General features: G+C 73.1%; 17 protein-coding genes and 2 tRNA genes. 5 read left to right on the plus strand and 14 right to left on the minus strand.

The annotated features are described in order from the left end of the window. Nucleotides 1-16: 16 nt before the first annotated feature. The 8 genes from ACF07V_RS34065 to ACF07V_RS34100 all read right to left on the minus strand — a co-directional run bounded on the left by ACF07V_RS34065 (nt 17) and on the right by ACF07V_RS34100 (nt 9,713). Nucleotides 17-1,528, minus strand: a complete 1,512-nt coding sequence (locus ACF07V_RS34065) for an MFS transporter (RefSeq protein ID WP_392159538.1) — start codon at nt 1,526-1,528, stop codon at nt 17-19. Nucleotides 1,529-1,616: 88 nt separating this feature from the next. Then, nucleotides 1,617-3,833, minus strand: a complete 2,217-nt coding sequence (locus ACF07V_RS34070; protein ID WP_392159539.1) for an ArnT family glycosyltransferase — start codon at nt 3,831-3,833, stop codon at nt 1,617-1,619. Then, complete coding sequence (locus ACF07V_RS34075; protein WP_392159540.1) at nt 3,830-5,089, minus strand: glycosyltransferase; 1,260 nt, start codon at nt 5,087-5,089, stop codon at nt 3,830-3,832. The genes ACF07V_RS34070 and ACF07V_RS34075 overlap by 4 nt, the downstream gene beginning before the upstream one ends. A 26-nt stretch (nt 5,090-5,115) precedes the next feature. Further along, a complete protein-coding gene (locus tag ACF07V_RS34080) occupies nt 5,116-6,636 on the minus strand; it encodes a sensor histidine kinase (RefSeq protein ID WP_392159541.1) in 1,521 nt (506 codons plus the stop codon). 5 nt (nt 6,637-6,641) lie between these two features. Then, nucleotides 6,642-7,385: a response regulator transcription factor gene (locus ACF07V_RS34085; protein WP_392159542.1), complete on the minus strand. Its 744-nt coding sequence runs from the start codon at nt 7,383-7,385 to the stop codon at nt 6,642-6,644. 169 nt (nt 7,386-7,554) lie between these two features. Further along, nucleotides 7,555-8,430: an amidohydrolase family protein gene (locus ACF07V_RS34090; RefSeq protein WP_392159543.1), complete on the minus strand. Its 876-nt coding sequence runs from the start codon at nt 8,428-8,430 to the stop codon at nt 7,555-7,557. Then, nucleotides 8,417-8,752 (minus strand): antibiotic biosynthesis monooxygenase family protein, encoded by a 336-nt coding sequence (locus ACF07V_RS34095; RefSeq protein WP_392159544.1) that lies wholly within the window; start codon nt 8,750-8,752, stop codon nt 8,417-8,419. The genes ACF07V_RS34090 and ACF07V_RS34095 overlap by 14 nt, the downstream gene beginning before the upstream one ends. A gap of 94 nt (nt 8,753-8,846) precedes the next feature. Further along, on the minus strand, nt 8,847-9,713 hold the full coding sequence (locus tag ACF07V_RS34100; RefSeq protein WP_392159545.1) for a DUF2797 domain-containing protein: 867 nt from the start codon (nt 9,711-9,713) through the stop codon (nt 8,847-8,849). 25 nt (nt 9,714-9,738) lie between these two features. Here ACF07V_RS34100 and ACF07V_RS34105 point away from each other — a divergent pair, with 25 nt between their 5' ends. Next, nucleotides 9,739-10,140 carry a hypothetical protein gene (locus ACF07V_RS34105; RefSeq protein WP_392159546.1) on the plus strand — a complete coding sequence of 134 codons (402 nt, stop codon included), beginning with the start codon at nt 9,739-9,741 and terminating at the stop codon, nt 10,138-10,140. A gap of 113 nt (nt 10,141-10,253) precedes the next feature. Here the strand turns inward: ACF07V_RS34105 and ACF07V_RS34110 are convergent, their stop codons facing one another. After that, nucleotides 10,254-11,081 carry a BRO family protein gene (locus ACF07V_RS34110; RefSeq protein ID WP_392159547.1) on the minus strand — a complete coding sequence of 276 codons (828 nt, stop codon included), beginning with the start codon at nt 11,079-11,081 and terminating at the stop codon, nt 10,254-10,256. A gap of 181 nt (nt 11,082-11,262) precedes the next feature. Continuing rightward, entirely contained in the window at nt 11,263-11,628 is a 366-nt protein-coding gene (locus ACF07V_RS34115) for a PH domain-containing protein (protein ID WP_017240499.1), read from the minus strand. Between the two features lie 123 nt (nt 11,629-11,751). On the opposite strand from ACF07V_RS34115, the gene ACF07V_RS34120 reads away from it, so the two are divergent. Both ACF07V_RS34120 and ACF07V_RS34125 read left to right on the plus strand, forming a co-directional pair. Beyond that, nucleotides 11,752-12,699, plus strand: coding sequence for an RNA polymerase sigma-70 factor (locus ACF07V_RS34120; RefSeq protein WP_392159548.1), 948 nt, complete (start codon nt 11,752-11,754; stop codon nt 12,697-12,699). Between the two features lie 102 nt (nt 12,700-12,801). Continuing rightward, entirely contained in the window at nt 12,802-13,998 is a 1,197-nt protein-coding gene (locus tag ACF07V_RS34125) for an NAD(P)/FAD-dependent oxidoreductase (RefSeq protein ID WP_392159549.1), read from the plus strand. A gap of 194 nt (nt 13,999-14,192) precedes the next feature. Here ACF07V_RS34125 and ACF07V_RS34130 read toward each other — a convergent pair. Together ACF07V_RS34130 and ACF07V_RS34135 are read right to left on the minus strand one after the other, a co-directional pair. Then, a tRNA-Arg gene (locus tag ACF07V_RS34130) sits at nt 14,193-14,265 on the minus strand. 340 nt (nt 14,266-14,605) lie between these two features. Beyond that, nucleotides 14,606-14,696 (minus strand) — tRNA-Ser (locus tag ACF07V_RS34135). A 237-nt stretch (nt 14,697-14,933) separates the two neighbouring features. On the opposite strand from ACF07V_RS34135, the gene ACF07V_RS34140 reads away from it, so the two are divergent. Continuing rightward, nucleotides 14,934-15,359: an SSI family serine proteinase inhibitor gene (locus ACF07V_RS34140; protein WP_392159550.1), complete on the plus strand. Its 426-nt coding sequence runs from the start codon at nt 14,934-14,936 to the stop codon at nt 15,357-15,359. A 114-nt stretch (nt 15,360-15,473) separates the two neighbouring features. Continuing rightward, complete coding sequence (locus tag ACF07V_RS34145) at nt 15,474-19,250, plus strand: PAS domain-containing protein (protein WP_392159551.1); 3,777 nt, start codon at nt 15,474-15,476, stop codon at nt 19,248-19,250. A gap of 35 nt (nt 19,251-19,285) precedes the next feature. Here the strand turns inward: ACF07V_RS34145 and ACF07V_RS34150 are convergent, their stop codons facing one another. Both ACF07V_RS34150 and ACF07V_RS34155 read right to left on the minus strand, forming a co-directional pair. Next, on the minus strand, nt 19,286-20,938 hold the full coding sequence (locus tag ACF07V_RS34150) for a long-chain fatty acid--CoA ligase (protein WP_392159552.1): 1,653 nt from the start codon (nt 20,936-20,938) through the stop codon (nt 19,286-19,288). A gap of 136 nt (nt 20,939-21,074) precedes the next feature. After that, nucleotides 21,075-21,620, minus strand: a complete 546-nt coding sequence (locus tag ACF07V_RS34155; RefSeq protein ID WP_392159553.1) for a SigE family RNA polymerase sigma factor — start codon at nt 21,618-21,620, stop codon at nt 21,075-21,077. Between the last annotated feature and the right edge of the window lie 123 nt (nt 21,621-21,743).

Here is a 21,743-nt window from a genome sequence, read left to right on the forward strand (position 1 = left end):
GCGGTCCGTCACCATGCTAGGCAGCGACCGGCTGCTCGGTGGCCACGGCCTTCTCCGCGCGCTCGGCGCGCTGGAGCAGGGCCGCCGCGAGGAGACCGCCCGCGAAGACGGCGATCGCGCCGACCAGCTGGCTGGTCTGGAGGCCGGAGGCGAAGGCGTCCGAGATCTGCCGGCGCTCGGCCTCGCCGCCCGCGGCGGCCAGGGCGGCGGGCAGGGAGGTGGCGGTGACGGCGACGAGGGCGGCGAAGCGGGCGTTGAGCACGGCTCCGAGGACGGCGACGCCCAGGCCGTTGCCGAACTCGGCCAGCGTGCCGTTGATCCCGGCGCCCACGCCCGCCTTCTCCGGCGGGATCGCGCTCATCACCGCGTTGGCCATGGCCGGGGAGGAGACGGCGATGCCGACGCCCATCAGGACCAGGCCGAGCAGCATGCCCCAGTAGCTGCCGTCCGTGCCGCCGCCGAGCAGCGCGATCGAGGTGAGGCCGGCGGCGACCAGGGTCATGCCGACGACGACGGTGGGCGGGGTGCCGAGCTTCATGACGATCCGCGGGCCGACGCCGGTCAGGTTGAGGCCGACGATCGTCAGGGCGAGCGGCGCCATCCGCAGACCGGCTTCGAGCGGCTCGTACCCGAGGACGAACTGCAGGTGCTGGGTGAGCAGGAAGAGCGAGCCGCCCATGCCGAAGACGACCAGGATCGAGCCGCCGATGGCGCCGATGAACTTCTGGTTCCGGAAGAAGTGCATGTCGAGCATCGGGTACGGGGTGCGCAGCTCCCACAGCGCGAAGGCGCCCAGACCGGCGACACCGATCGCGGCCGGGACGAGGACCTGCGCGGAGAGCCAGCCGTGCTCGGGGCCGCTGATGATCGCGTACACGACGGCGGTCATGCCGATGGTGGAGAGCAGCGCGCCGAGCAGGTCGGGGCGCTCGCCCTGCGGGTTCTTGGACTCGGGGACCAGCTTGAGGACGGCGACGAGGCCGAGGGCCGCGACCGGGATGTTGATCAGGAAGATCATTCCCCACCAGAAGTGGTTCAGGATCACTCCGCCGATCAGCGGGCCGGCGGCGAAGCCGAGCGAGGCGACCGTGGACCAGATCGCGATGGCCTTGACCCGCTCCGCGTCGCCGAAGATCTGCATGACGACGGCGAGGGTGGTGGTCATCAGGAGCGCGCCGCCGACGCCCATGCCCGCGCGGGCGGCGATCAGCTGCCCGGTGGAGTCGGCGAGTCCCGCGGCGAGCGAGCCGAGGCCGAAGAGCGCGAGACCGGCGGCGAGGAGCTTCTTGCGGCCGTAGCGGTCGGCGGCGTTGCCGGCGGTGAGCAGCAGGCCGGACTGGACGAGCGAGTAGGCGTTGATCATCCACTGGATGTCGGTGGTGGAGGCGTGGAGCTCGGAGGTCAGCGAGGGGATGGCGACGCCGAGCACGGTGTTGTCGAGCAGCACGGTGAGCTGGGCGAGACAGATGACGCCGAGGATCAGCCAGCGCTGGGGATGGCCGCCGGTGGGCGTGGTCGACGCCGTCATGGCAGGACTCCTTATACGGTGTACGAGAGCAGGTCTCGTACACCGTACAAGGAGTCTCGTACGCTGTATAGGAATTACTTTCCGGTGGCTACTTCCCGCTGGTCAGGTCGTAGAAGGTGGCACCGTCCACGGTGGTCTTCTCGAAGGTGGACTCCACCCAGGAGGTGATCTCGCCGCTACCGCCCCCGCCCGGGCCGCCCATGCCGCCGCCGGACGCGATGAAGTAGTGGATCTTCCCCTCGGCCACGTACTGCTTGAACTGCGCGAGGGTCGGCGACGGGTCGCTGCCGTTGAAACCGCCGATCGCCATCACGGGCTCCTCGGTGGCGAGCTGGTAGCTGGCCGCGTTCTGCGCGCCGACGGCGGCGGCGACCCAGGTGTAGGAATCGGCGTCGGCCAGCAGCTTGCTCTTGGCCGCGCTGCGGACGTTCGCGCCGTTGAGGAGACCGCCGACGGTGCCGGGGCGCACGCCCTCGGCGGACCGGGCGGGACCGCCGGCGGCCTGACCGCCGCCCGTGCCGCCGCCGGGGGCCTGACCCTGACCGGGCGCCTGACCCTGACCCTGGCCCTGGCCACCTCCCGGACCACCCTGGCCCTGACCACCGCCGGGTCCCTGACCCTGACCCTGGCCCTGACCACCGCCGGGCCCCTGGCCCTGGCCCTGGCCGCCGCCCGGGCCCGGCCCGTACAGCACGAACATCGGCGTACCGCCGCCGCGCATGCCCGGCCCGCGGCCGCCCGCGGCCGCGCCCGCCGGGCCCGCCGTCACGATCGAGCCCTGGTGGCCGTCGGCCAGCGTGGCCAGGGTGTACGCGAACGGCCCCGCGAGCCCCGCCGCCAGGCCGAGGCCCGCCACCGCGAGCCCGAGCCGCCGGTCGACCCGGCCCGCGAGAAGGAGACCCAGCGCGGCGACCGCGCCCGCCACCAGGACCGTCCAGCGCAGCCACGGCAGCCAGTCCGGCGTACGGCCCAGCAGCGTCCACGCCCACCAGGCCGTCACCGCCACCGTCACGGCGAGCGCCGCCGAGGCGAGCCACCGGGTGCGCTCCTCCCACAGCACGGCCGCGCCCATGCCGATCAGCGCCGCGACGTACGGGGCCAGGGCCACCGTGTAGTACTCGTGGAAGATGCCGGCCATGAAGCTGAACACGGCGAGCGTCATGAGCAGCGAGCCGCCCCACACCAGGAACGCGGAACGCGCCGTGTCCGTCCGGCAGGCCCGCCAGGTGACGACGAGCCCCGCGACGAGCAGGAGCAGCGCGGCCGGCAGCAGCCAGGAGATCTGACCGCCGACCTGGTCGTTGAACATGCGGCCGATGCCGGTCTCGCCCCAGCCGCCGCCACCACGGCCGCCGAGCTCCATGCCTGCGGGCAGATCCGTCCCGGCGGGCAGGTCCACGCCCATGCCGCCGCCGCGGCCCCCGCCGCCGACGCTGCCGGTCTCGTTGCCGTTGATCCGGCCGAGGCCGTTGTAGCCGAAGGTCAGCTCCAGGAAGCTGTTGTTCTGCGAGCCTCCGACGTACGGACGGGAGGACTTCGGCCACAGCTCGACCGCGGCCACCCACCAGCCCGCCGAGACGATCATCGCGAGCCCGCCCAGGGCGATCCGGCCGAGCCGCCGCACGAAGCCGCCCGGCGCGCACGCCACGTACACGAGGGCGAGCGCCGGCAGGATCAGGAAGGCCTGGAGGGTCTTCGCGAGGAAGGCGAAGCCGAGGGCCACGCCCGCCCACACGAGCCACTTCGCCGCGCCCTCGTCCAGCTCCAGGGCGCGCAGCACGCAGTACACCGCGACCGTCATGAGCAGCGCGAGCAGCGCGTCCGGGTTGTTGAAGCGGAACATCAGGGCGGCCACCGGCGTCAGCGCGAGGACCGTACCCGCGATCAGGCCCGCGCCCGCCCCGAACCGGCGCCGGACGGCCGCGTACAGCACGGCGACCGTGCCCACGCCCATGAGCACCTCGGGCACGAGGATCTGCCAGGAGCCGAGCCCGAAGAGGCGGACGGACAGGGCCATCGGCCAGAGCGCGGCCGGCGGCTTGTCGACGGTGATGGCGTTGGCCGCGTCGAGGGAGCCGAAGAAGAAGGCCTTCCAGCTCTCGCCGCCCGCCTGGACGGCGGCGGAGTAGAAGGAGTTGGCGTAGCCGGAGGAGCTCAGGTTCCACAGGTAGAGCAGCGTGGTGGCGGCGAGCAGGCCGAGGAGGGCGGGCCGGACCCAGGGGGCGTCCTCGGCGCGGCCGCGCCACAGCCGGGCGAGCCGGCCGCTGCGGGGCGCCGCATGGACGGCGGTGGGCGGAGTGGTCATCGTTCGTTCCTTGCTGAGGCGCGGTCCGGGAAGACCCAGAGCCGGAAGAGGAGGAAGCGCAGGACGGTCGCGGCGAGGTTGGCGACGACCAGGACGGCGAGCTCGGTGGAGTGCGCCGGGTCGCCGGTCGCCGCACCGAGGGCGGCGAGCGAACCGCTCGTCAGGGCGAGGCCGATGGCGAAGACCACGAGCCCCTGCGCCTGGTGGCGGACGGCCCGGTCCCGGCCCCGTACGCCGAAGGTGAGGCGCCGGTTGGCCGCCGTGTTGGCGACGGCGGAGACGAGGAGGGCGGCGGCGTTGGCGAGCTGCGGGCCGACGCCGAGGCGGAAGGCCGAGTACAGCGCCAGGTAGAAGAGCGTGGACAGGACCCCGACCACGCAGAAGCCGACGAGCTGGCGGGCGAGGCCGCCCGGCACACCGTTCAGTTCACGGTCCCGGGGGTCGTCGCCGAAGGGCCGGGCGAGCCGGTCGAGGGGCAGCGAACCGGTCGCGAGGGCCCGCCCCACCCGCCAGACTCCCTTGAGGTCGTCGGTGGCGGTCTTCACGATGTGGACGGTCGAGTCGGGGTCGTCGACCCAGTCGACCGGTACCTCGTGGATGCGAAGCCCGGCCCGCTCGGCGAGGACCAGCATCTCGGTGTCGAAGAACCAGCCGGTGTCCTCCACCATCGGCAGCAGCCGCTCGGCGACCTCCCGCCGTATGGCCTTGAAGCCGCACTGCGCGTCGGAGAACCGGGCGGCGAGCGAGGAGCGCAGGATCAGGTTGTAGGCGCGCGAGATGAACTCCCGCTTCGGGCCGCGCACCACCCGCGAGGAGCGGGCGAGCCGGGAGCCGATCGCCAGGTCCGAGTGGCCGGAGATGAGCGGCGCGACCAGCGGGAGCAGCGCGTTGAGGTCGGTGGACAGGTCCACGTCCATGTAGGCGAGGACGGGCGCGTCCGAGGCCGACCACACGGTCCGCAGCGCCCGGCCGCGGCCTTTCTGTTCGAGCCGTACGGAGCGCACCTCGGGCAGCTCGGCGGCGAGGGCGGCGGCGACGTCGGGGGTGGTGTCGGTGGAGGCGTTGTCGGCGACGGTGATGCGGAAGCCGTACGGGAAGGTCCGGAGGAGGTGCTCGTGGAGCCGGCGGACGCACGGCTCCAGGTCCTTCTCCTCGTTGTAGACGGGGACGACCACGTCCAGGACGGGCCGTCCGGCCACGTTCACCGGCAGGTGATCCCGGGCGGGAAGGGCTTCCCCGAGGGTTTGGGTTCGCATGACAGGGACCCTCCCGGGCCCCGCTGTCACGGCTGTGTGATGAGCCTGTGGCCTGCCTGTGAGTCCTGGTCGGCGGGCAGGCGCACGGTGAAGACGGTCCGGCCGGGGACGCTCTCGACGGCCACCTCTCCGCCGTGGGCGAGCACGACCGCGCGGACGATGGCGAGGCCGAGGCCGGTGGATCCGGCATGCCGGGAGCGGGAGGCGTCGCCCCGCGCGAAGCGTTCGAAGACCGCGGGAAGCAGTTCGGGCGGGATGCCGGGGCCGTCGTCCTCGATCTCGACGAGCGTCGCCGCGGAGTCGCCACGGACGCGTGCCGTGACCTTGGTGTCGGGCGGGGTGTGGGTGCGGGCGTTGGCGAGGAGGTTCACCAGGACCTGGTGGAGCCGGGCGGCGTCGGCCCGTACGAGCGCGCCGGTCGTGGGCAGTTCGAGACGCCAGTGATGGTCGGGTCCGGCGGCGCGGGCGTCGCTGACGGCGTCCACGACGAGCGGGACGAGGTCGAGGGTCTCGTACGAGAGGGGGCGGCCGGCGTCGAGCCGGGCGAGCAGCAGGAGGTCCTCGACGAGGCCCGTCATCCGGGCGGCCTCGGACTCGATGCGGTAGAGCGCGTGCCGGGTGTCGGGGCCGCACTCCTCGTCACCGCGCCGGGTGAGCTCCGCGTACCCCCGGATCGAGGCGAGCGGGGTGCGCAGCTCGTGGCTGGCGTCCGCGACGAACTGCCGCACCCGGGTCTCGCTCTGCTGACGGGCGTCGAGGGCCGAGTGGACGTGGTCGAGCATCCGGTTGAGGGCCGCGCCGACCTGACCGACCTCGGTGCGCGGGTCGGCCTCGGCCTCCGGGACGCGTTGATGGAGCGCCACTTCCCCGCTGTGCAGCGGGAGTCGGGCGACCTGACGGGCGGTGATGGCCACGCGCCGCAGCGGGCGGAGGGCGACCCGGACGAGCAGGGTCCCGGCGAGCGAGGCCGCGACGAGCCCGGCGCCGGTGACGCTCAGCTCGACGAGGACGAGCGTGGAGAGGGCGTCCTCGACCTCGGTCAGGGGGATGCCGGTGAGGAAAGCGCCGTGCGCCCCGGCGGCGTACTCGACCCGGTACGAGCCGAGCCCGCCGGGCAGGTCGACGGTGTGCGGCAGGCCGTCCCGGGGGACGGCGGCGAGGGCGGCCCGCTGGGCCGCGTCGAGTGCCTTGACCCGGAACTGCACACCGTACGAGCCGCTGTTCTCGGTCTCCGCCTGGTATCCGGCGGAGGAGACGCCGTCGTCCGTGACGACGGCCCCGAGTGTGCCGTTCGGCACGCCCGGTCCGACGACGAAGCCGAGCGGGTCCCGGCCCAGTGCCGGATCGGGCCCGGCCAGGGCGGCCGGCGGCCCTGCGGCCCGGTTCGAGACGGCCCGCACCTGCTCGTCGGCCTGGTCGTACAGGTACGAGCGGAACGCGATCGTCGTCACCGTGCCGATCACCGCCGCGACGACCGCGATCAGCGCCACCGCGGAGACGACGAGCCGCGTCCGCAGCGACCACGGCCGCCCTCGTCGTACGCGCACGGGTCCTACTCCCCCGGCTTGATCAGATAGCCGGCCCCGCGCCGGGTGTGGATCATCGGCGGGCGGCCCGCGTCGATCTTCCGACGCAGATAGGAGATGTAGAGCTCGACGACATTGGCCTGGCCGCCGAAGTCGTACGACCAGACGCGGTCGAGGATCTGCGCCTTGCTGAGCACCCGGCGCGGATTGCGCATGAGGTAGCGCAGCAGCTCGAACTCGGTCGCGGTGAGGTGGATCGAGTCACCGCCCCGGGTGACCTCGTGGCTGTCCTCGTCGAGGGTCAGGTCCCCCACGGCGAGCAGGGACTCGCTGCGCGTCTGCGCGGCCCCGGACCTGCGGATGAGGCCGCGCAGCCGGGCCACGACCTCCTCCAGGCTGAAGGGCTTGGTGACGTAGTCGTCGCCGCCGGCGGTGAGCCCGGCGATGCGGTCCTCGACGGCGTCCTTCGCGGTCAGGAACAGCACGGGCACGTCGGGCAGCTCGCGGCGGATCGAACCCAGCAGGCTCAGTCCGTCGACGTCCGGGAGCATGATGTCGAGGATGACGACGTCGGGCCGGAACTCGCGCGCGGAGCGGAGCGCCGCGGCCCCGTCCCCGGCGCTGCGGACCTGCCAGCCCTCGTAGCGCAGGGCCATGGAGAGCAGCTCGGCGAGCGAGGCCTCGTCGTCGACGACGAGCACCCGGACGGCGGTTCCGTCGGCGCGGAGCATGTCGGCGTGGGTGCCGGTGCGGCGTGTGGTGACGGTCATGGCACCACGGTGTCGGCCGCCGCTGAGAGCCCTCTTTCCCTTTCCTGTGAATTCCCTGAGAAAGGGATCCGGAGCCTCGGGTCCTCGGGTCCTCAGGCCCTTGGGGCCTCGGGGCTTCGCGGCCTCGGGGCCTCGGGGCCTCGGGGTCAGGGCCTCCGGGGGCGGCCGATCACCGTTTCACGTGAAACAGCGCGGCGCCGTTCTCGTACAGGACCCGCCGGAGCCAGTCGTCCCCGAGCCCGAGGCGTTCGAGGGCGTGGAGCTGGTGGACGTACGGATACGGGATGTTCGGGAAGTCCGAGCCGAGGAGGATCCGGTCGCCGAGGTCGAGGAGCCGCTTGCGGTCGCCCTCCGGGAAGGGTGCGAGCCGCTCGCTGAAGTCGGTGAAGGCCATGGTGGTGTCGAGGTGGACGTCCTCGTACCGCTCGGCGAGGTCGAGGAACTCGCCGTACTCCGGCATCCCCATGTGGGCGACGATCACCCGCAGCCGGGGGTGGCGGGCGAGCAGCCTCCCCATGGGCCCGGGGCCGGTGAAGTTCCCCGGGGTGGGGCCGGAGCCGCAGTGCACGACGACGGGCGTACGGCTGTCGGCGAGCGTCCCCCAGACGGAGTCGAGCCGCGGGTCGCCCGGGTCGAATCCGCCGACCTGGAGGTGCACCTTGAAGACCCGGGCGCCGGCGTCGAGCGCCTGCTGGACGTACGCGTCGACGCCCGGCTCGGGGAAGAAGGTCGCCGTGTGCAGGCAGTCGGGGGTGCGGGCGGCGAAGTCGGCGGCCCAGGAGTTCAGCCAGGCCGCCATGCCGGGCTTGTGCGGGTAGAGCATCGCGGTGAAGGCGACCGCGCCGAAGCCGCGCAGGAGGGCGAGCCGGCGCTCCTCCTCCTCGCGGTAGGTGATGGGCCACTCGACGCCGGTCAGGGGCCCGACGGCGTCGAAGTACGCCCAGACCTTGTCGAGGACGTTCTGCGGCATGAAGTGCGTGTGCACATCGACGAGCCCGGGGAGCCCGAGCCGCGTGAGCAGCCCTTTGGGGTCACTCGCGCTCATAGCCGTAACTCCGCTCGACCTTGCCGATGTGGACGCTGTAGCTCTCGTACCAGTGCTTCCGCCCGTGCGCCTTGGCGGCCTGGTGCTCGGTGTGGAGGCGCCAGGAGTCGAGGGACTCCAGGTCGCGGAAGTAGGCGACGGTGATGCCGATGCCGCCGGGGGTGCGCGCGGACTCGTAGCCGAGGAAGCCGGGGATCTCCCGGACGATCTCCTGCATCCGGGCGCTGGTCTCGGCGTAGCCCTCGGGGGCGTCGGGACGGACGGAGGTGAAGACAGCGGTGTAGTAAGGCGGTTCGATGCCCGCCACCAGCTTCGGGGTCATGTGATCACCCTCGCCGGGCAGGCCAGGGCGTGTCCACGCCCCCCGGCCAAAGGGATCCAAGACTTTACGAAGCCCCGTGCACGGCCTCAGAACCTCAGAACAGCCCCTCCTGCGCGGCGGCATCGACCGCACGGGGGACGACGACCGGCACGGTGAAGGCGCTCCCCTCCCCGGCCCGCTCCAGCGCCCATCCCCCCATGAGCCGGGTGTCGAGGGCGAGACAGCGCCCGTCGGGGGCGAGGAGGTGCAGATCGGGACCTGCGGCGGCGAGCAGCCGCCCGGTGACGACGCCGCCGCCGACGAGCTCGGCGACCGTGCCGTCGAGCGGCGGCAGTCCGTCGAGGTGGAAGGCCTCCACGTGATCGCGCGCGGCGAACTCCAGCGGCTCCAGGGTCTCCGTCCAGCCGCCGACCTCCCGGGCGCGCCGGTACAGCTCCTCGACCTCGCGGGCCCGGTCCACGGCGGACGGCAGGGCGTGCCGGGCGGCCCGCTTCCGCTCGTACGCCACCCGGTCGGGCACGCCGAGGGCCTGCCGCAGGACCTCCTCGGTGCGGCGGGCGGCCATCAGCGGGCCCCGGCCGAGCCAGCTGAACGCGACGGCCCCCTGCTCCAGGAGCCGGGCCTCGCCGCGGGCCTCGGCGGTGATCCCGACCTTGGTCATCCCGGGCCCGAACCAGGCCAGGTAGACGCGGTACGGCTGCGGGTCGTCCAGGAAGGTGTCGGCCGCGACGGAGTGGGCCCGGTCGAGCCGTGCGCACTCCGGGCACCGCCCGCCGGTGGTCCGCCCGGGGACGACGGCCTCCAGGGGGCAGGGATTGCCGCGGGCCCCGGGACACCGCCGGACGCCGACGGCCCGGAAGGCGAGCCGCTGCCCGTACGTGAGCGAACTGACGCGCCCTCCCCGCCACCGCAGCCCGGGCACGCCGGAGCCCCAGCTGATCCCCCGGCACCACCACTCCACGCCGCTCTCCTCCTAAGCTCCCGGGATGCCCAGTCTCCGCCACATCCGCTTCCAGTCTCCGACCCGAGGCCCGCGGGGCCACCACCCCGGCGTGTTCGGCCTGACCAACGCGCTGGCCAGGGACGGAAGGCTGTCCCCCGAGGAATGGGGGATCTGGCGCGCGTCGAACGACTGGTACGACGCGCACTTCCCGAACCCGACGACGGTGGACCCGACGGTCTACGACCCGGCGGTGAACCCGGGGGCCGCCGCCTGGTTCCGGCCGACGGCGACCGAGGCGCTGGCCCGGGTCGCCCCGTACCTGCGGATCCTGCGGGACCACGGCGTGCCCTGCGTGCGCCTGGAGTCGGCGGACCCGGGGCGGATCGTGTACGAGGACGCGTACCAGGTGGTGGCGGTGGGTCCGTACGGTCACGGCGGACGGTAAGGACGGGTACGGGCCGGGTCCGGACGGTCACGGCAGCACGTAGATGCGGGTCCCGTCCGGGACCGGTCTCTCACGGCAGCACGTAGATGCGGGTCCCGTCCGGGGCCGGTCTCTCACGGCAGCACGTAGATGCGGGTCCCGTCCGGGGCCGGTCCGCCCACCTCGCGCATGCAGCCGCGTTCGAGGAGGAGCCGGACGCAGTCACGGACGCGTTCGCGGGAGAGGCCGGTGCGGCGGGTGACGTCCTGGGGCCGGTAGCGCACCCCGCCCCGCACGAGCGCGGGCGCCAGGCAGGAGGCGACCGTCCGCATGTCCCCGGTGATGGCCCAGGACTCGACGAGCTCCTGCGGGGTGAGCGCGACGGCGGCGCGGGTGCGCTGGCGGGGCACGGCGAGCCGCTCCAGGGAGTCGGCGACCCTGGAGAGGTTCCGCCGGGTCTCGCGGAGCAGCTCCGCGTACTCGACGTGCTCCGCGTACGGGGCGGCCAGCTCGTCGAGCCGCCCCTCGAGGCGGACGAGGACGTCGACGAGCTCCGGCGGCAGCAGGTAACCGGCGTGCACCGGCGAGGGTTCGAGCCCGTATCCGCCGTATCGCTGGACCGCCGCCACCACCCCCGCCGTCCATGCCCGGAACGGCCCGGCCTCGGGTCTGCGGCAGGCCCCGACGAGCTGGACGAGCCCCTCCAGGCTCACCATCCGTGTCGATGCCCGGATCCCGGTGGACCGGCCGGGGACGCCCGCGCCCCCGTCGAGGTCCCGCGCGGCCGCCAGGCACTCCTCGGGCAGCGTCACGGTCCGCAGCGCCTCCCGTGTCCCCGCGTACCCCAGCCGTTTCGCCACGTCCACCACCGGGAACCAGTGGGTCCCGTCCGCCGCGGTCAGCCGCCGCAGGCGCGCTCCGGTGGCGACGTGCGCCAGGTCATCGATGTCGATCGCGTCCATCGATCATCACCTCCGCCACGCAAGCTAGGCCGAGGGCATATTCAACTGACATGCAAATCAGACAGGTTCACCCAAAAGGGGAGGGTTTTCGGGGATTCCCCCACAAACCCTCCCCTCTGCGCGCTCACTTGGCGACGAAGTGCCTACCCGGCGACGACGCGCTCAGCTGGCGACGTCGCGTCTACTTGGCGACGAACTGCGTGAGGATCGCCTGCACCTCGTAGATGTCGACACCCTTGGTGAAGGTCTTCTGGACCGGCAGCTGGCTGCCCGAGATCCAGATCTTCAGCTCGGCGTCCAGGTCGAACGTGCCGGCCGTCTCGACGGCGAAGTGCGTGATGCTCCGGTACGGGATCGAGTGGTACTCGACCTTCTTGCCGGTGATCCCCTGCTTGTCGACGAGCACGAGCCGCCGGTCGGTGAAGAAGATCGTGTCGCGGATCAGCAGGTACGCGGCGTGCACCTGCTCCCCCTGGCCGAGCAGCCGCGCGAAGTCCTGCTGCGCCTGCGCCGGATCGATCGCGTGCGCGTTCCCGAAGAGCGCCATGCCCCAAACCCCCACATCGGACGAGAAAGAAAGATCATCCGACCCTAACTCCCGTCCCACAATGCCCGCTACGGCCTTGTACGGCCTGCCGTCGCGCACCCCACCCGGACTAGGATCCGGAGCATGCCTCTGACCATGAACGACGTGGACCGGTTCGAGGCCTCCCGGCCCCGCCTGGAGGCGATCGCCTACCGCCTCCTCGGCTCGGCGAGCGAGGCCGAGGACGCCGTGCAGGACACGTTCCTGCGCTGGCAGGCCGCCGACGTCGGCCGCGTCGAGGTCCCCGAGGCCTGGCTGACGAAGGTCCTCACCAACCTGTGCCTCAACCAGCTCACCTCGGCCCGCGCCCGCCGCGAGACCTACGTGGGCGAGTGGCTGCCCGAACCCCTGCTCGCCGGCGACCCGATGCTCGGCCCCGCCGACACCGCCGAGCAGCGCGAATCGGTCTCGTACGCGGTCCTGGCCGTCATGGAGCGCCTCTCCCCCAACGAGCGTGCGGTGTACGTCCTCCGGGAGGCCTTCGACTACCCGCACCGGGAGATCGCCGAGATCCTCGACATCAGCGAGGCCGCCAGCCAGCAGATCTTCCACCGCGCCAAGAAGCACGTCGCCGACGGCAAGGCCCGCACCGAGATCGACGAGGCCGAGGCCCGGCGGATCGTCGAGGAGTTCCTCGCGGCGGCCACCAGCGGCCACACCGAGCCGCTCGTACGGCTGCTCACGGGCGACGCCGTCGCGATCGGCGACGGCGGCGGCAAGGTCCCGGCGCGCGCGAAGGCGTTCGAGGGCGCGCTCGCGGTGGCGACGTTCATGCGGGGCCTGTTCAAGCCCGGCATCGCCAAGCGCAAGGTGATCGGCGGTTCGCCCGACGTCTACGCCACGACCGCGAACGGCGTCCCCGCGGTGGTGGCGGTGCTCGACGGCCGGGTCGTCGGCATCATGTGCCTGCAGGTCACGGCCGAGGGCATCACGGCCTTCCGGAACCAGGTGAACCCGGACAAGCTCGAGCGCGCGACGAGGCATTGGGCGACGACGGACCACGGCGCGCCCCTCCTGGAAGCGGCCTTCTGACCCAGAGAAAGCACATGTGACCCAGGTCACATTCGAATCCTGTCAGGAATCGTCGGGCTGCCCGGTTCAAGGGGCGAAACCGCGTGAGACAGGAGCAGGCACATGCAGCAGCACCGGATCATCGTCCTCGGGGCCGGCTACACCGGAGCCATCGCCGCCGGACGCCTCGCCAAGCAGCTCCACAGCGAGGACGTCGCCATCACCCTCGTCAACGCCGAGCCCGACTTCGTCGAGCGCGTCCGGCTGCACCAGCTGGCGGTCGGCCAGGAGCTCACGCCCCGGCCGTTCAGCGAGATGTTCGCGGGAACGGGCGTCGAACTGAAGCTGGCGACCGTGACGTCCGTCGACGCCGACCGGAAGACGGTCTCCGTCGTGGCGGCAGACGGCGCGGAGGAACTGCACTACGACACCCTCGTGTACGCCCTCGGCAGCGGCTGGGACACCCAGGGAGTCCCCGGCACGGCCGAGCACGCCCACGAGGTCTCCAGCCGCCCCGGAGCGCTCCGGCTGCGCGAGCGCCTGGCCGCCCTGGAGGCCGGGCAGTCCGTGGTCGTCGTCGGCGGCGGCCTCACCGGCCTGGAGGCGGCGACCGAGATCGCCGAGGCCCGCCCGGATCTCGACGTCGCGCTGGCGGCCCGCGGCGGACTGGGCGACTGGCTCTCGGAGAAGGGCCGCGCGCACGTACGGAAGGTCTTCACCGGCCTCGGCATCACCGCCCACGAGCACACCGCGGTCACGGCGGTCGAAGCGGACCGGGTCACCACGCCCCACGGCTCGGTCCCGGCCGCGGTCACCGTCTGGACCACGGGCTTCGCGGTGCACCCGATCGCGCGGGCCACCACCCTGGAGGTCACCGACACCGGCCGGATCGTGGTGGACGAGACGATGCGCTCGGTCTCCCACCCGGACGTGTACGCCGTCGGCGACGCGGCCCTGGCCATGGGCCCCGGCGACAAGCCGCTCCGGATGTCGTGCGCCTCGGGCACCCCGATGGCCTGGCAGGCGGCCGACGCCATCGCGGCCCGCCTGACGGGCGGAAAGCTCCCGAAGACCCAGCCGCGCTACTTCAACCAGTGCATCTCGCTGGGCCGCAGGGAAGGCCTGATCCAGTACGTCACCGCCGACGACCGCTCGGTCCGCGCGGCCCTGACCGGCCGGTTGGCCGCCGGCTACAAGGAACTGATCTGCAAGGGCGCGGCCTGGGGCGTGGCCAACCCGATGCTCGGCATGCCGACCCGCCGCCGCCGCGTCCTCCGCACCCCGGTCACCCCGACCACGCCGGCCCGGGCCACGGCCTGACCCCCGTGAGGCGAAGTCCCCGAGGGCATCCAGGGAAAACTCTGGAGGCACCTCGGGGTCTTCGCCCTACGACCTCCCTACGGCCTCCGTACGACCTCCGTACGGCCGGAGCGGCCCGCGCGGTCGCCGCACTTCGCCTCCGTACACCCGACAACGCAAGAGGCCCGGACTCTCGTCCGGGCCTCTTGTCTGTGTGCACTCGGCAGGATTCGAACCTGCAACCTTCTGATCCGTAGTCAGATGCTCTATCCGTTAAGCTACGAGTGCTTGTTTTTAGTTCTTGTCTCCGTTCCCCCGGCCCTTTCGGCCCGCTGCCCCGGCGACAGGAAGAACATTACATGAGTCCCGCCGTCATGTGAAATCCATTCCCCTCACCCCTTGTGACCTGCGAAAACGTCGAGGTCGGGGGCGAGCGAGGGCCGGCGGGCGGGTGGGCGCGGGCGGGGCTCGCGGGGGGAAAATCCGCGGAAAGAGACCGGGGTCACACCGTCGGGGCTCGAAGGCGGAACTGGACCGCGGCACTCGCAGGTGGCACTCGCGGGCGGACGGTGGAGCGGTCCCGGAACGGCCGAAGCCCCGGCCTTGGGGGCCGGGGCTTCGGTAGGGGCGGAGGCGGAGGGATTTGAACCCTCGATGGGCTTTAAGACCCAAACCGCATTAGCAGTGCGGCGCCATAGACCGGACTAGGCGACGCCTCCATGCACCTCGCGCATACGCGGGTGGTGCGTGCAGATGATGACACAGGCGAACCGGCTGTCACCAATCGATTCTCACCGTACTAGTCCTTCGGGGTCCAGGGCAAAGCCCGGCCCGCCCGAGTCGAGCCCCGCCCGGCGCACTCCGGTTGCGCAACGCCGGGGCGCCCGGAGCGTTAGAGGGGGCGGGCGCGCCGTGCACCCGCGCCCGCCGTACTCCCCGTGCTTCTGGAGATCCGCATGCTGCGCAGTCTCGTCCTCTCGACCCTCGCCACCGCCGCCCTCGGGACCGCCGGCCTCGGCCCGCTTCCGCCGCTGACCTTGTTCTCCTCGCCCGAGTCGCTGACCGTCACGGTGGAGAAGAGCGGCCACCCGGACGCCGACGGCACCTTCGAGCTGACCTGTACCGACCGCGCCAAGAGCAACCACCCGGCCGCCGAGAACGCCTGCAAGCGCCTGGACCAGCTGGCGAAGGAGGGCGGCGACCCGTTCCGGCCCGTCGCCCCGGACCAGATGTGCACCCAGGTGTACGGCGGGCCCGCGCTCGCCCACGTCAGCGGCACCTGGCAGGGCCGCAAGGTCGACGCCCACTTCTCCCGCGCGAACGGCTGCGAGATCGACCGCTGGGAGAATCTGGAGCCTCTGCTTCCCCTCGTCCGGGGGTGACCCCCGGAGGCTCCCTTAGACTCCCCTCAGTGACAGGCTGCGGCCCGAGGGGCAAGATGGGGCCGGCCGGCCGATAGGCAAGCACGTGCAGTGCGTCAGGGAGGAAGCGTCGTCGTGAGCAGCAGGCCATCCCGAGGCGCTGCTCGCCTCGCAGCCATACTCGACGCCCTCCCCGACGGCCTCGTGCTCGTCAACTGCAACGGCACGGTCGTCAACGCCAACACGATCGCCCTCGGCATGTTCGAGACGCCCGGCACCGCGCTCGTCGGGCGCGGCCTGCTGGATCTCCTGCCCGCGTTCGACTCGCGCCTCATCCCCGGCTCCATGCGCCGCCCCGAAGGCGCCGACGAGCGCGGCCGCACCAAGCCGGCCCGGATGATCGCCCGCCGCACGGACGGCTCCGAGTTCCCCGTCGAGGTGACCAGCGCCAGCCTGGAGGACGGCCGCGAGGCCTACGACTCGTACGGCGGCTACACCGGCGACGAGCTGCTCATGCTCGTCGTGCGGGACCTCACCGGCACCCTCGACACCGAGGCCGAACTCGCCCGCTCGCAGCGCCAGACCGAGATGATCCTGCGCGCCGCGGCCGAGGGCGTCGTCGGCACCGACACGGACGGCCGGGTCGTCCTCGTGAACCCCGCCGCCGCGCAGATCCTCGGCTACCGCGCCGGCGAGCTCGGCGGCCAGGAGCTCCACCCGCTGATCCTCGCCAAGCGCTCCGACGGCGAGCCCTTCCCGTACGAGGAGTCCCCGCTCGCCGACACCCTCAAGTCCGGGCGCAAGCACCGGGTCCGCGGGCAGGTCCTGTGGGCCAAGAAGGGCGACCGGGTCCCGGTCGACCTGACGACCGCTCCGGTACGGGACGGGGACCAGCTCGTCGGCGCGGTGATGACCTTCACCGACCGCAGGCCGTACGAGCAGCTCGTCGAGGAACACGCCGCCGAACTCGCCGAACGCGCCGAGCGGCACGCGGCGGAGCTCGCGGACCGGGCCGAGCGGCACGCCGCCGAGCGCGAGACGCAGGCGGAGCGGTACGCCTCCCTCGCCGGCCGCCACGAGCAGCTGACCGCGGTCCTCGCCGAGTCGCTGCGCGGGCCCCTGGAGGAACTCCGCACCCAGCTGGGCACCCTCGCCGCCGACGACGCCGGGCAGCTGTGGCCCGAGGCCAACCAGGTCCTGCACCACCTGGCCGCCGGGTACGCCCGGATGACGGCCCTCGTCGACAACGTCCTCGGCTACCAGCGGCTCGACGCCGGAGCCGAGGAGCTCGACAAGGCCGTGGTGCTGCTCGACGGGATCGTGGCCGGCGGCATCGACGGGGCCGTGGAGCTCATCGGGCCCGGCCGCGCCCAATTCGCCGTGCACGCGCCGCCGATCGAGGCCGAGGTCGACGCGGCCCGGCTGACGACCGCGCTCGCCCATCTCGTGGCGGACGTCGCCGGCGTCGACGCGACCGGCAAGAGCAAGGCCGAGCGGACCCCGAGCGACTCCACGATCGTCGTCGCGGCCGCACAGCGCGGTGACGTCGTACGGATCGAGGTCCGCGGCCCGTACGCGGGCGGCGACCCGGTGCACGGGCCGGTCGTGCGCGGCATCGTGGCGGCGCACGGCGGTGTCGTGCAGACCCATGAGGTGCCGGGCACGAGCGGTGGCGCGTACGTCCTGGAGGTGCCGCTCGGCGCGGGCCGGGGCACGGTCCCCTCGCCGCCGCGCGACGACGCGCCCTCGGGCGGCCGCGAGGCCCTCGCCCTGCCCGCCCAGGCCTCGGGCCCGGACTCGGGGACGGCCGCGGGGCCGAACTCGGGGACCGCCGCGGGCCATGGCCTCGCCACCGGCCCTGTTCCGGCCTCCGCCTCCGGTCCGGTGCCTGTCTCCGCCTCCGGTCCGGTGCCTGTCTCCGCCTCCGGTCCGGTGCCTGGTGCTGTGCCCGCCCCCGGCGGCGGTACGGCTCCGGGCGCGGCTCCCGGTGCCGTCATGGCCGTCGACCCCGCCCCCGAGGGCTCCGGCAGTGGACGCCGCCGGGCCCGGCGGGCATCCACCGACGCCTTCCTGGAGAGCGCGGTCGCGCCCGAGGGCGAGGCGCCGGGCGGTGCCGAGCCGAGTGGGCGTCGCCGCGCCCGTACGGGAGCGCCCGCCGAGCTGATCCCCGCCCAGCAGAACGCCCCTGCCGACTCCCCCGTCGAGCCCACCGGGCGCCGTCGTGGCCGGCCCGCCGAGGGCTCCGTCGTGACGGCCGCCGAGGGCGCGCAGGGGCGTGCCGCGCTCGGCGCGGCCGTGCCGCCGCAGGGCGTCGCCGTCGAGCCGGCCGGGGCTCCCGCCCTGGCCCGTGCCCTGCCCGCCATCGCCTCCGAAGAGGCTCCGGCGCAGCCCAGCGGCCGCCGTCGGCGCGCGCTGGCCGCCGCGCAGGAGCGGGCCGCCGCGGCCGAGGCCGGGCCCCGTACGCCGTTCGCGCTGCCGCCCGCCGATGCCGACCGTGACGCCGAGACGGCCGTTCCCGTCCCCGTGGCCCGTGCGCTGCCCGTCTCCGACGAGGGGCAGCACGAGGCCGTACGGGGTGTCCCGGGCGACGGCCACACTCCGCCGCAGCCGCATCCGCAGGCCCATCCGCAGGCCGGGGCCCCGGTCGAGCCGACCGGGCGGCGCCGGGCCGTGGCTCTCCCGCAGCCGGAGGCCGCGCCGCTGCCCGCGCCGCAGAACGGCACGGGTTCCGGGACCGGCACCGGCTCCGTACCGCTGCCTCCCGAGCTGCCGATGCCGGCGACCATGTCGAAGGACTCGACCCAGGGGCGGGCGTTCAGCGTCCGTACCCTCGGGCAGGGCGTTCCCTTCGTCCCGCCGGCCCCGACGGCCGCACCGGCCGCTCCCGCCACACCGGCCGCTCCTGCCACACCCGCCGCGCCCGCCGCGCCTTCCAACGGCTCCGGGCGACGGCGCAGGCTCGCCACTCCGCCCGAGCTCGACCCGCCGGCCGCGGCGGCCGAGGCCAGGCCGCACCAGCAGCCGACCGCCCCGGCCCCCTCGCCGCACGACACCCCGGCCGAGGGCCGCGCGTACGCCATAGGAGCGCCCGCCGAGGGCTCCGCCGAGGGGCCCGAGCCGCTCGACGGTCCCGGTGGCGCGGTCGAGGTCGCCAACCGGCCCGCCCCGCGTCCCGTCGACGACGAGCTGCCCCCGGAGCCGCTCGACAACCCGCGTCGGCTGCTCGTCTGGCCCGCGCCCGACGTCTCCACCCAGCAGGCGCTGAGCGACCGCGGCTACCGGCCGGTGATCGTGCACTCCCGCGAGGAGGTCGACGCGCAGATCGCCGCCTTCCCGGCCGCGCTCTTCGTCGACCCGCTGACCGGTCCCATCACCCGTACGGCCCTCCAGTCGCTGCGTCAGGCGGCGGTCGCCGCCGAGGTGCCGGTGCTGCTCGCGGCCGGGCTCGGACAGGCGACCCGGGAGGCGGCGTACGGCGCCGATCCCGCCGTACTCCTCAAGGCGCTCGCGCCCCGCGACAGCGAGCAGCACCCCTCGCGGGTCCTGCTGATCGAGGAGAACGAGACCATCGCGGAGGCGCTCGCGGCCACGCTGGAGCGGCGCGGGATGCAGGTCGCGCAGGCGGAGACGGACACCGAGGCGGTCATGCTGGCCACCCAGACCCGGCCGAACCTGGTGGTGATGGACCTGATGCAGGTGCGCCGCCGCCGGGCCGGGATCATCGACTGGCTGCGGGCGAACGGCCAGTTGAACCGCACTCCGCTCGTCGTCTACACCTCGGCCGACCTCGTCGAGGAGGAGCTGCCGAAGCTCGACTCCGGCGAGACGGTCCTGTTCCTCGCCGAGCGGTCGAACAGCGCCGAGGTCCAGGCGCGGATCGTCGACCTGCTCGCGAAGATCGGCACGAACTAGGAGGGGGAGGGCCGTGGCCCTCCCCCTCCCGGTGTCTACAGCTGGGTGACGTCCAGCTCGCCCTCCGCGTACTGCTTGCGGATGACCTTCTTGTCGAACTTGCCGACGCTCGTCTTCGGCACCGCCGGCACGATCGCCCACCGCTCCGGCAGCTGCCACTTGGCGATGCCGCCCTCGTCGGCGAGGAAGGCCTTCAGCGTCTCGTAGTCCGCCGTCGCGCCCTCCTTGAGGACGACGGTCGCCAGCGGACGCTCGCCCCACTTCTCGTCCGGCACCGCGACGACGGCGGCCTCGGCGACCTCCGGGTGGGCCATGAGCGCGTTCTCCAGCTCGACGCTGGAGATCCACTCGCCGCCCGACTTGATGACGTCCTTGGCGCGGTCGGTGAGGGTGAGGAAGCCGTCCGGGCTGATCACGCCGACGTCGCCGGTCTTCAGCCAGCCGTCCTCGCTGAACTTGTCGGCGGGGCGGAGCTCCTCGGCGCCGACACCGCCGAAGTACGAGCCCGCGATCCAGGTGCCGCGCACCTCCAGCTCGCCCGCCGACTCGCCGTCCCAGGCGAGGTGCTCGCCGCCGGGGCCGACGAGGCGCGCCTCGACACCGGCGGGGAACCGGCCCTGCGTGACCCGGTACGGCCACTCCTCCTCGGCGGTGAGGCCGTGCGGCGGGTGGGCCATCGTGCCGAGCGGGGAGGTCTCGGTCATGCCCCAGGCGTGGCAGAGGCGGACGCCGAGCCGGTCGTAGGCCTCCATGAGGGAGGGCGGACAGGCGGCGCCGCCGATGGTGACCTGCTTCATGGAGGTGAGGTCGCGCGGGTTGGCGGTGACCTCGGCGAGCAGGCCCTGCCAGATGGTGGGGACGGCGGCCGCGTGGGTCGGCTTCTCGCGCTCGATCATGTCGGCGAGCGGGGCCGGCTGGAGGAAGCGGTCCGGCATGAGCATGTTGATGCCGGTCATGAAGGTGGCGTGCGGCAGGCCCCAGGCGTTGACGTGGAACTGCGGGACGACGACCAGGGTCGTGTCCTTGTCGGTGAGGCCCATCGACTCGGTCATGTTCACCTGCATGGAGTGCAGGTAGATCGAGCGGTGCGAGTAGACGACGCCCTTCGGGTCGCCGGTGGTGCCGGAGGTGTAGCACATGGCCGCGGCCGAGCGCTCGTCCAGCTCGGGCCAGTCGTACCGGGTCGGACGCCCGGCGATCAGCTCCTCGTACTCGTGGACGCGCGGAGCCGCGCCGTCGAGGAGGGAACGGTCGCCCGGGCCCGCGACGACGACGTGCTCGACCGTCGGCAGGTGCGGGAGCAGCGGGGCGAGGAGCGGCAGCAGGGAACCGTTGACGAGCACGACCCGGTCGGCGGCGTGGTTGACGATCCACACCAGCTGCTCGGGGGGCAGGCGGAGGTTGAGGGTGTGGAGGACCGCGCCCATGGACGGGATCGCGAAGTACGCCTCGACGTGCTCCGAGTTGTTCCACATGAGGGTGGCGACGCGCTGGTCGCCGGTGACTCCGAGTTCGTCGCGCAGGGCGTGGGCCAGCTGGTGCGCGCGTGTTCCGGCCTCCGCGAACGTGCGGCGCTGCGGCTCCGGCTCGCCCGTCCAGGTGGTGATGGTGGACTTTCCGTGGATGGTCATCCCGTGCTGGAGGATGCGGCTCACGGTCAGTTGTACGTCCTGCATGGTGCTGTACACGGGGCGTCCTCCCGGTGGGCGCTACGTGGCAGAAGGGGTGTGGAGATTCTGCGCACGTACCGCGCGGTATGTCACTACCCGAGAGTACGTAAATTGCCAGTGATTACTGGCGGGAGTCGCCGGGCGAGGGCGTGGCTCACCGTACGGGCGTCAGCTCCGGGTCCTCGCGGAGCTTGCCGAGCGCGCGGGACACCGCGCTCTTCACCGTGCCGACCGACACCCCGAGCACCTCGGCCGTCTGGGCCTCGCTCAGGTCCTCGTAGTACCGCAGCACCACCATCTGACGCTGCCGCTCCGGCAGCTTCAGGACCGCGCGCCACATCGCGTCGTGCAGCACCTGCCGCTCGGCCGGGTCCGGCTCCGGGAGACCGGCGGGCTCGGGCAGCTCCTCGCAGGCGAACTCGTCGACCTTGCGCTTGCGCCACTGCGAGGTACGCGTGTTCAGCAGCGCGCGGCGGACGTAGCCGTCCAAGGCACGGTGGTCCTCGATGCGCTCCCAGGCCATGAAGGTCTTGGCGAGCGCGGTCTGGAGGAGGTCCTCCGCGTCCGAGGGGTTGGCGGTGAGGGAGCGCGCGGTGCGCAGCAGCACGGGTCCACGCGCCCGTACGTACGAGGTGAAGGTCGGGTACGACGCGTACTGCGAGGCACCGGCGCAGACGGGGCCAGAGGGTGGCGGAGTCATGACTCCACGCTAGGAGTCACCGGTACCCTGCGGATCGGCCCCAGGTCCCGAACCGGCGTCCGCCTCAGGTTGTAGGGGTGGGGATGCCTCCACCTCCTCTGGGTGGAGGCACGGGGTCACCCG

The organism is Streptomyces sp. NPDC015661, from assembly GCF_043077765.1.
In the GTDB taxonomy this organism is placed as follows: domain Bacteria; phylum Actinomycetota; class Actinomycetes; order Streptomycetales; family Streptomycetaceae; genus Streptomyces.

Bases quoted from the DNA above. Each gene is read 5' to 3' on its own strand.
- ACF07V_RS34155 (WP_392159553.1), bottom strand. From the start codon at position 21,620: ATGACTCCGCCACCCTCTGGCCCCGTCTGCGCCGGTGCCTCGCAGTAC.
- ACF07V_RS34125 (WP_392159549.1), top strand. From the start codon at position 12,802: ATGCAGCAGCACCGGATCATCGTCCTCGGGGCCGGCTACACCGGAGCC.
- ACF07V_RS34110 (WP_392159547.1), bottom strand. From the start codon at position 11,081: ATGGACGCGATCGACATCGATGACCTGGCGCACGTCGCCACCGGAGCG.
- ACF07V_RS34090 (WP_392159543.1), bottom strand. From the start codon at position 8,430: ATGAGCGCGAGTGACCCCAAAGGGCTGCTCACGCGGCTCGGGCTCCCC.
- ACF07V_RS34120 (WP_392159548.1), top strand. From the start codon at position 11,752: ATGCCTCTGACCATGAACGACGTGGACCGGTTCGAGGCCTCCCGGCCC.
- ACF07V_RS34070 (WP_392159539.1), bottom strand. From the start codon at position 3,833: ATGACCACTCCGCCCACCGCCGTCCATGCGGCGCCCCGCAGCGGCCGG.
- ACF07V_RS34075 (WP_392159540.1), bottom strand. From the start codon at position 5,089: ATGCGAACCCAAACCCTCGGGGAAGCCCTTCCCGCCCGGGATCACCTG.
- ACF07V_RS34095 (WP_392159544.1), bottom strand. From the start codon at position 8,752: ATGACCCCGAAGCTGGTGGCGGGCATCGAACCGCCTTACTACACCGCT.
- ACF07V_RS34115 (WP_017240499.1), bottom strand. From the start codon at position 11,628: ATGGCGCTCTTCGGGAACGCGCACGCGATCGATCCGGCGCAGGCGCAG.
- ACF07V_RS34065 (WP_392159538.1), bottom strand. From the start codon at position 1,528: ATGACGGCGTCGACCACGCCCACCGGCGGCCATCCCCAGCGCTGGCTG.
- ACF07V_RS34140 (WP_392159550.1), top strand. From the start codon at position 14,934: ATGCTGCGCAGTCTCGTCCTCTCGACCCTCGCCACCGCCGCCCTCGGG.
- ACF07V_RS34085 (WP_392159542.1), bottom strand. From the start codon at position 7,385: ATGACCGTCACCACACGCCGCACCGGCACCCACGCCGACATGCTCCGC.
- ACF07V_RS34105 (WP_392159546.1), top strand. From the start codon at position 9,739: ATGCCCAGTCTCCGCCACATCCGCTTCCAGTCTCCGACCCGAGGCCCG.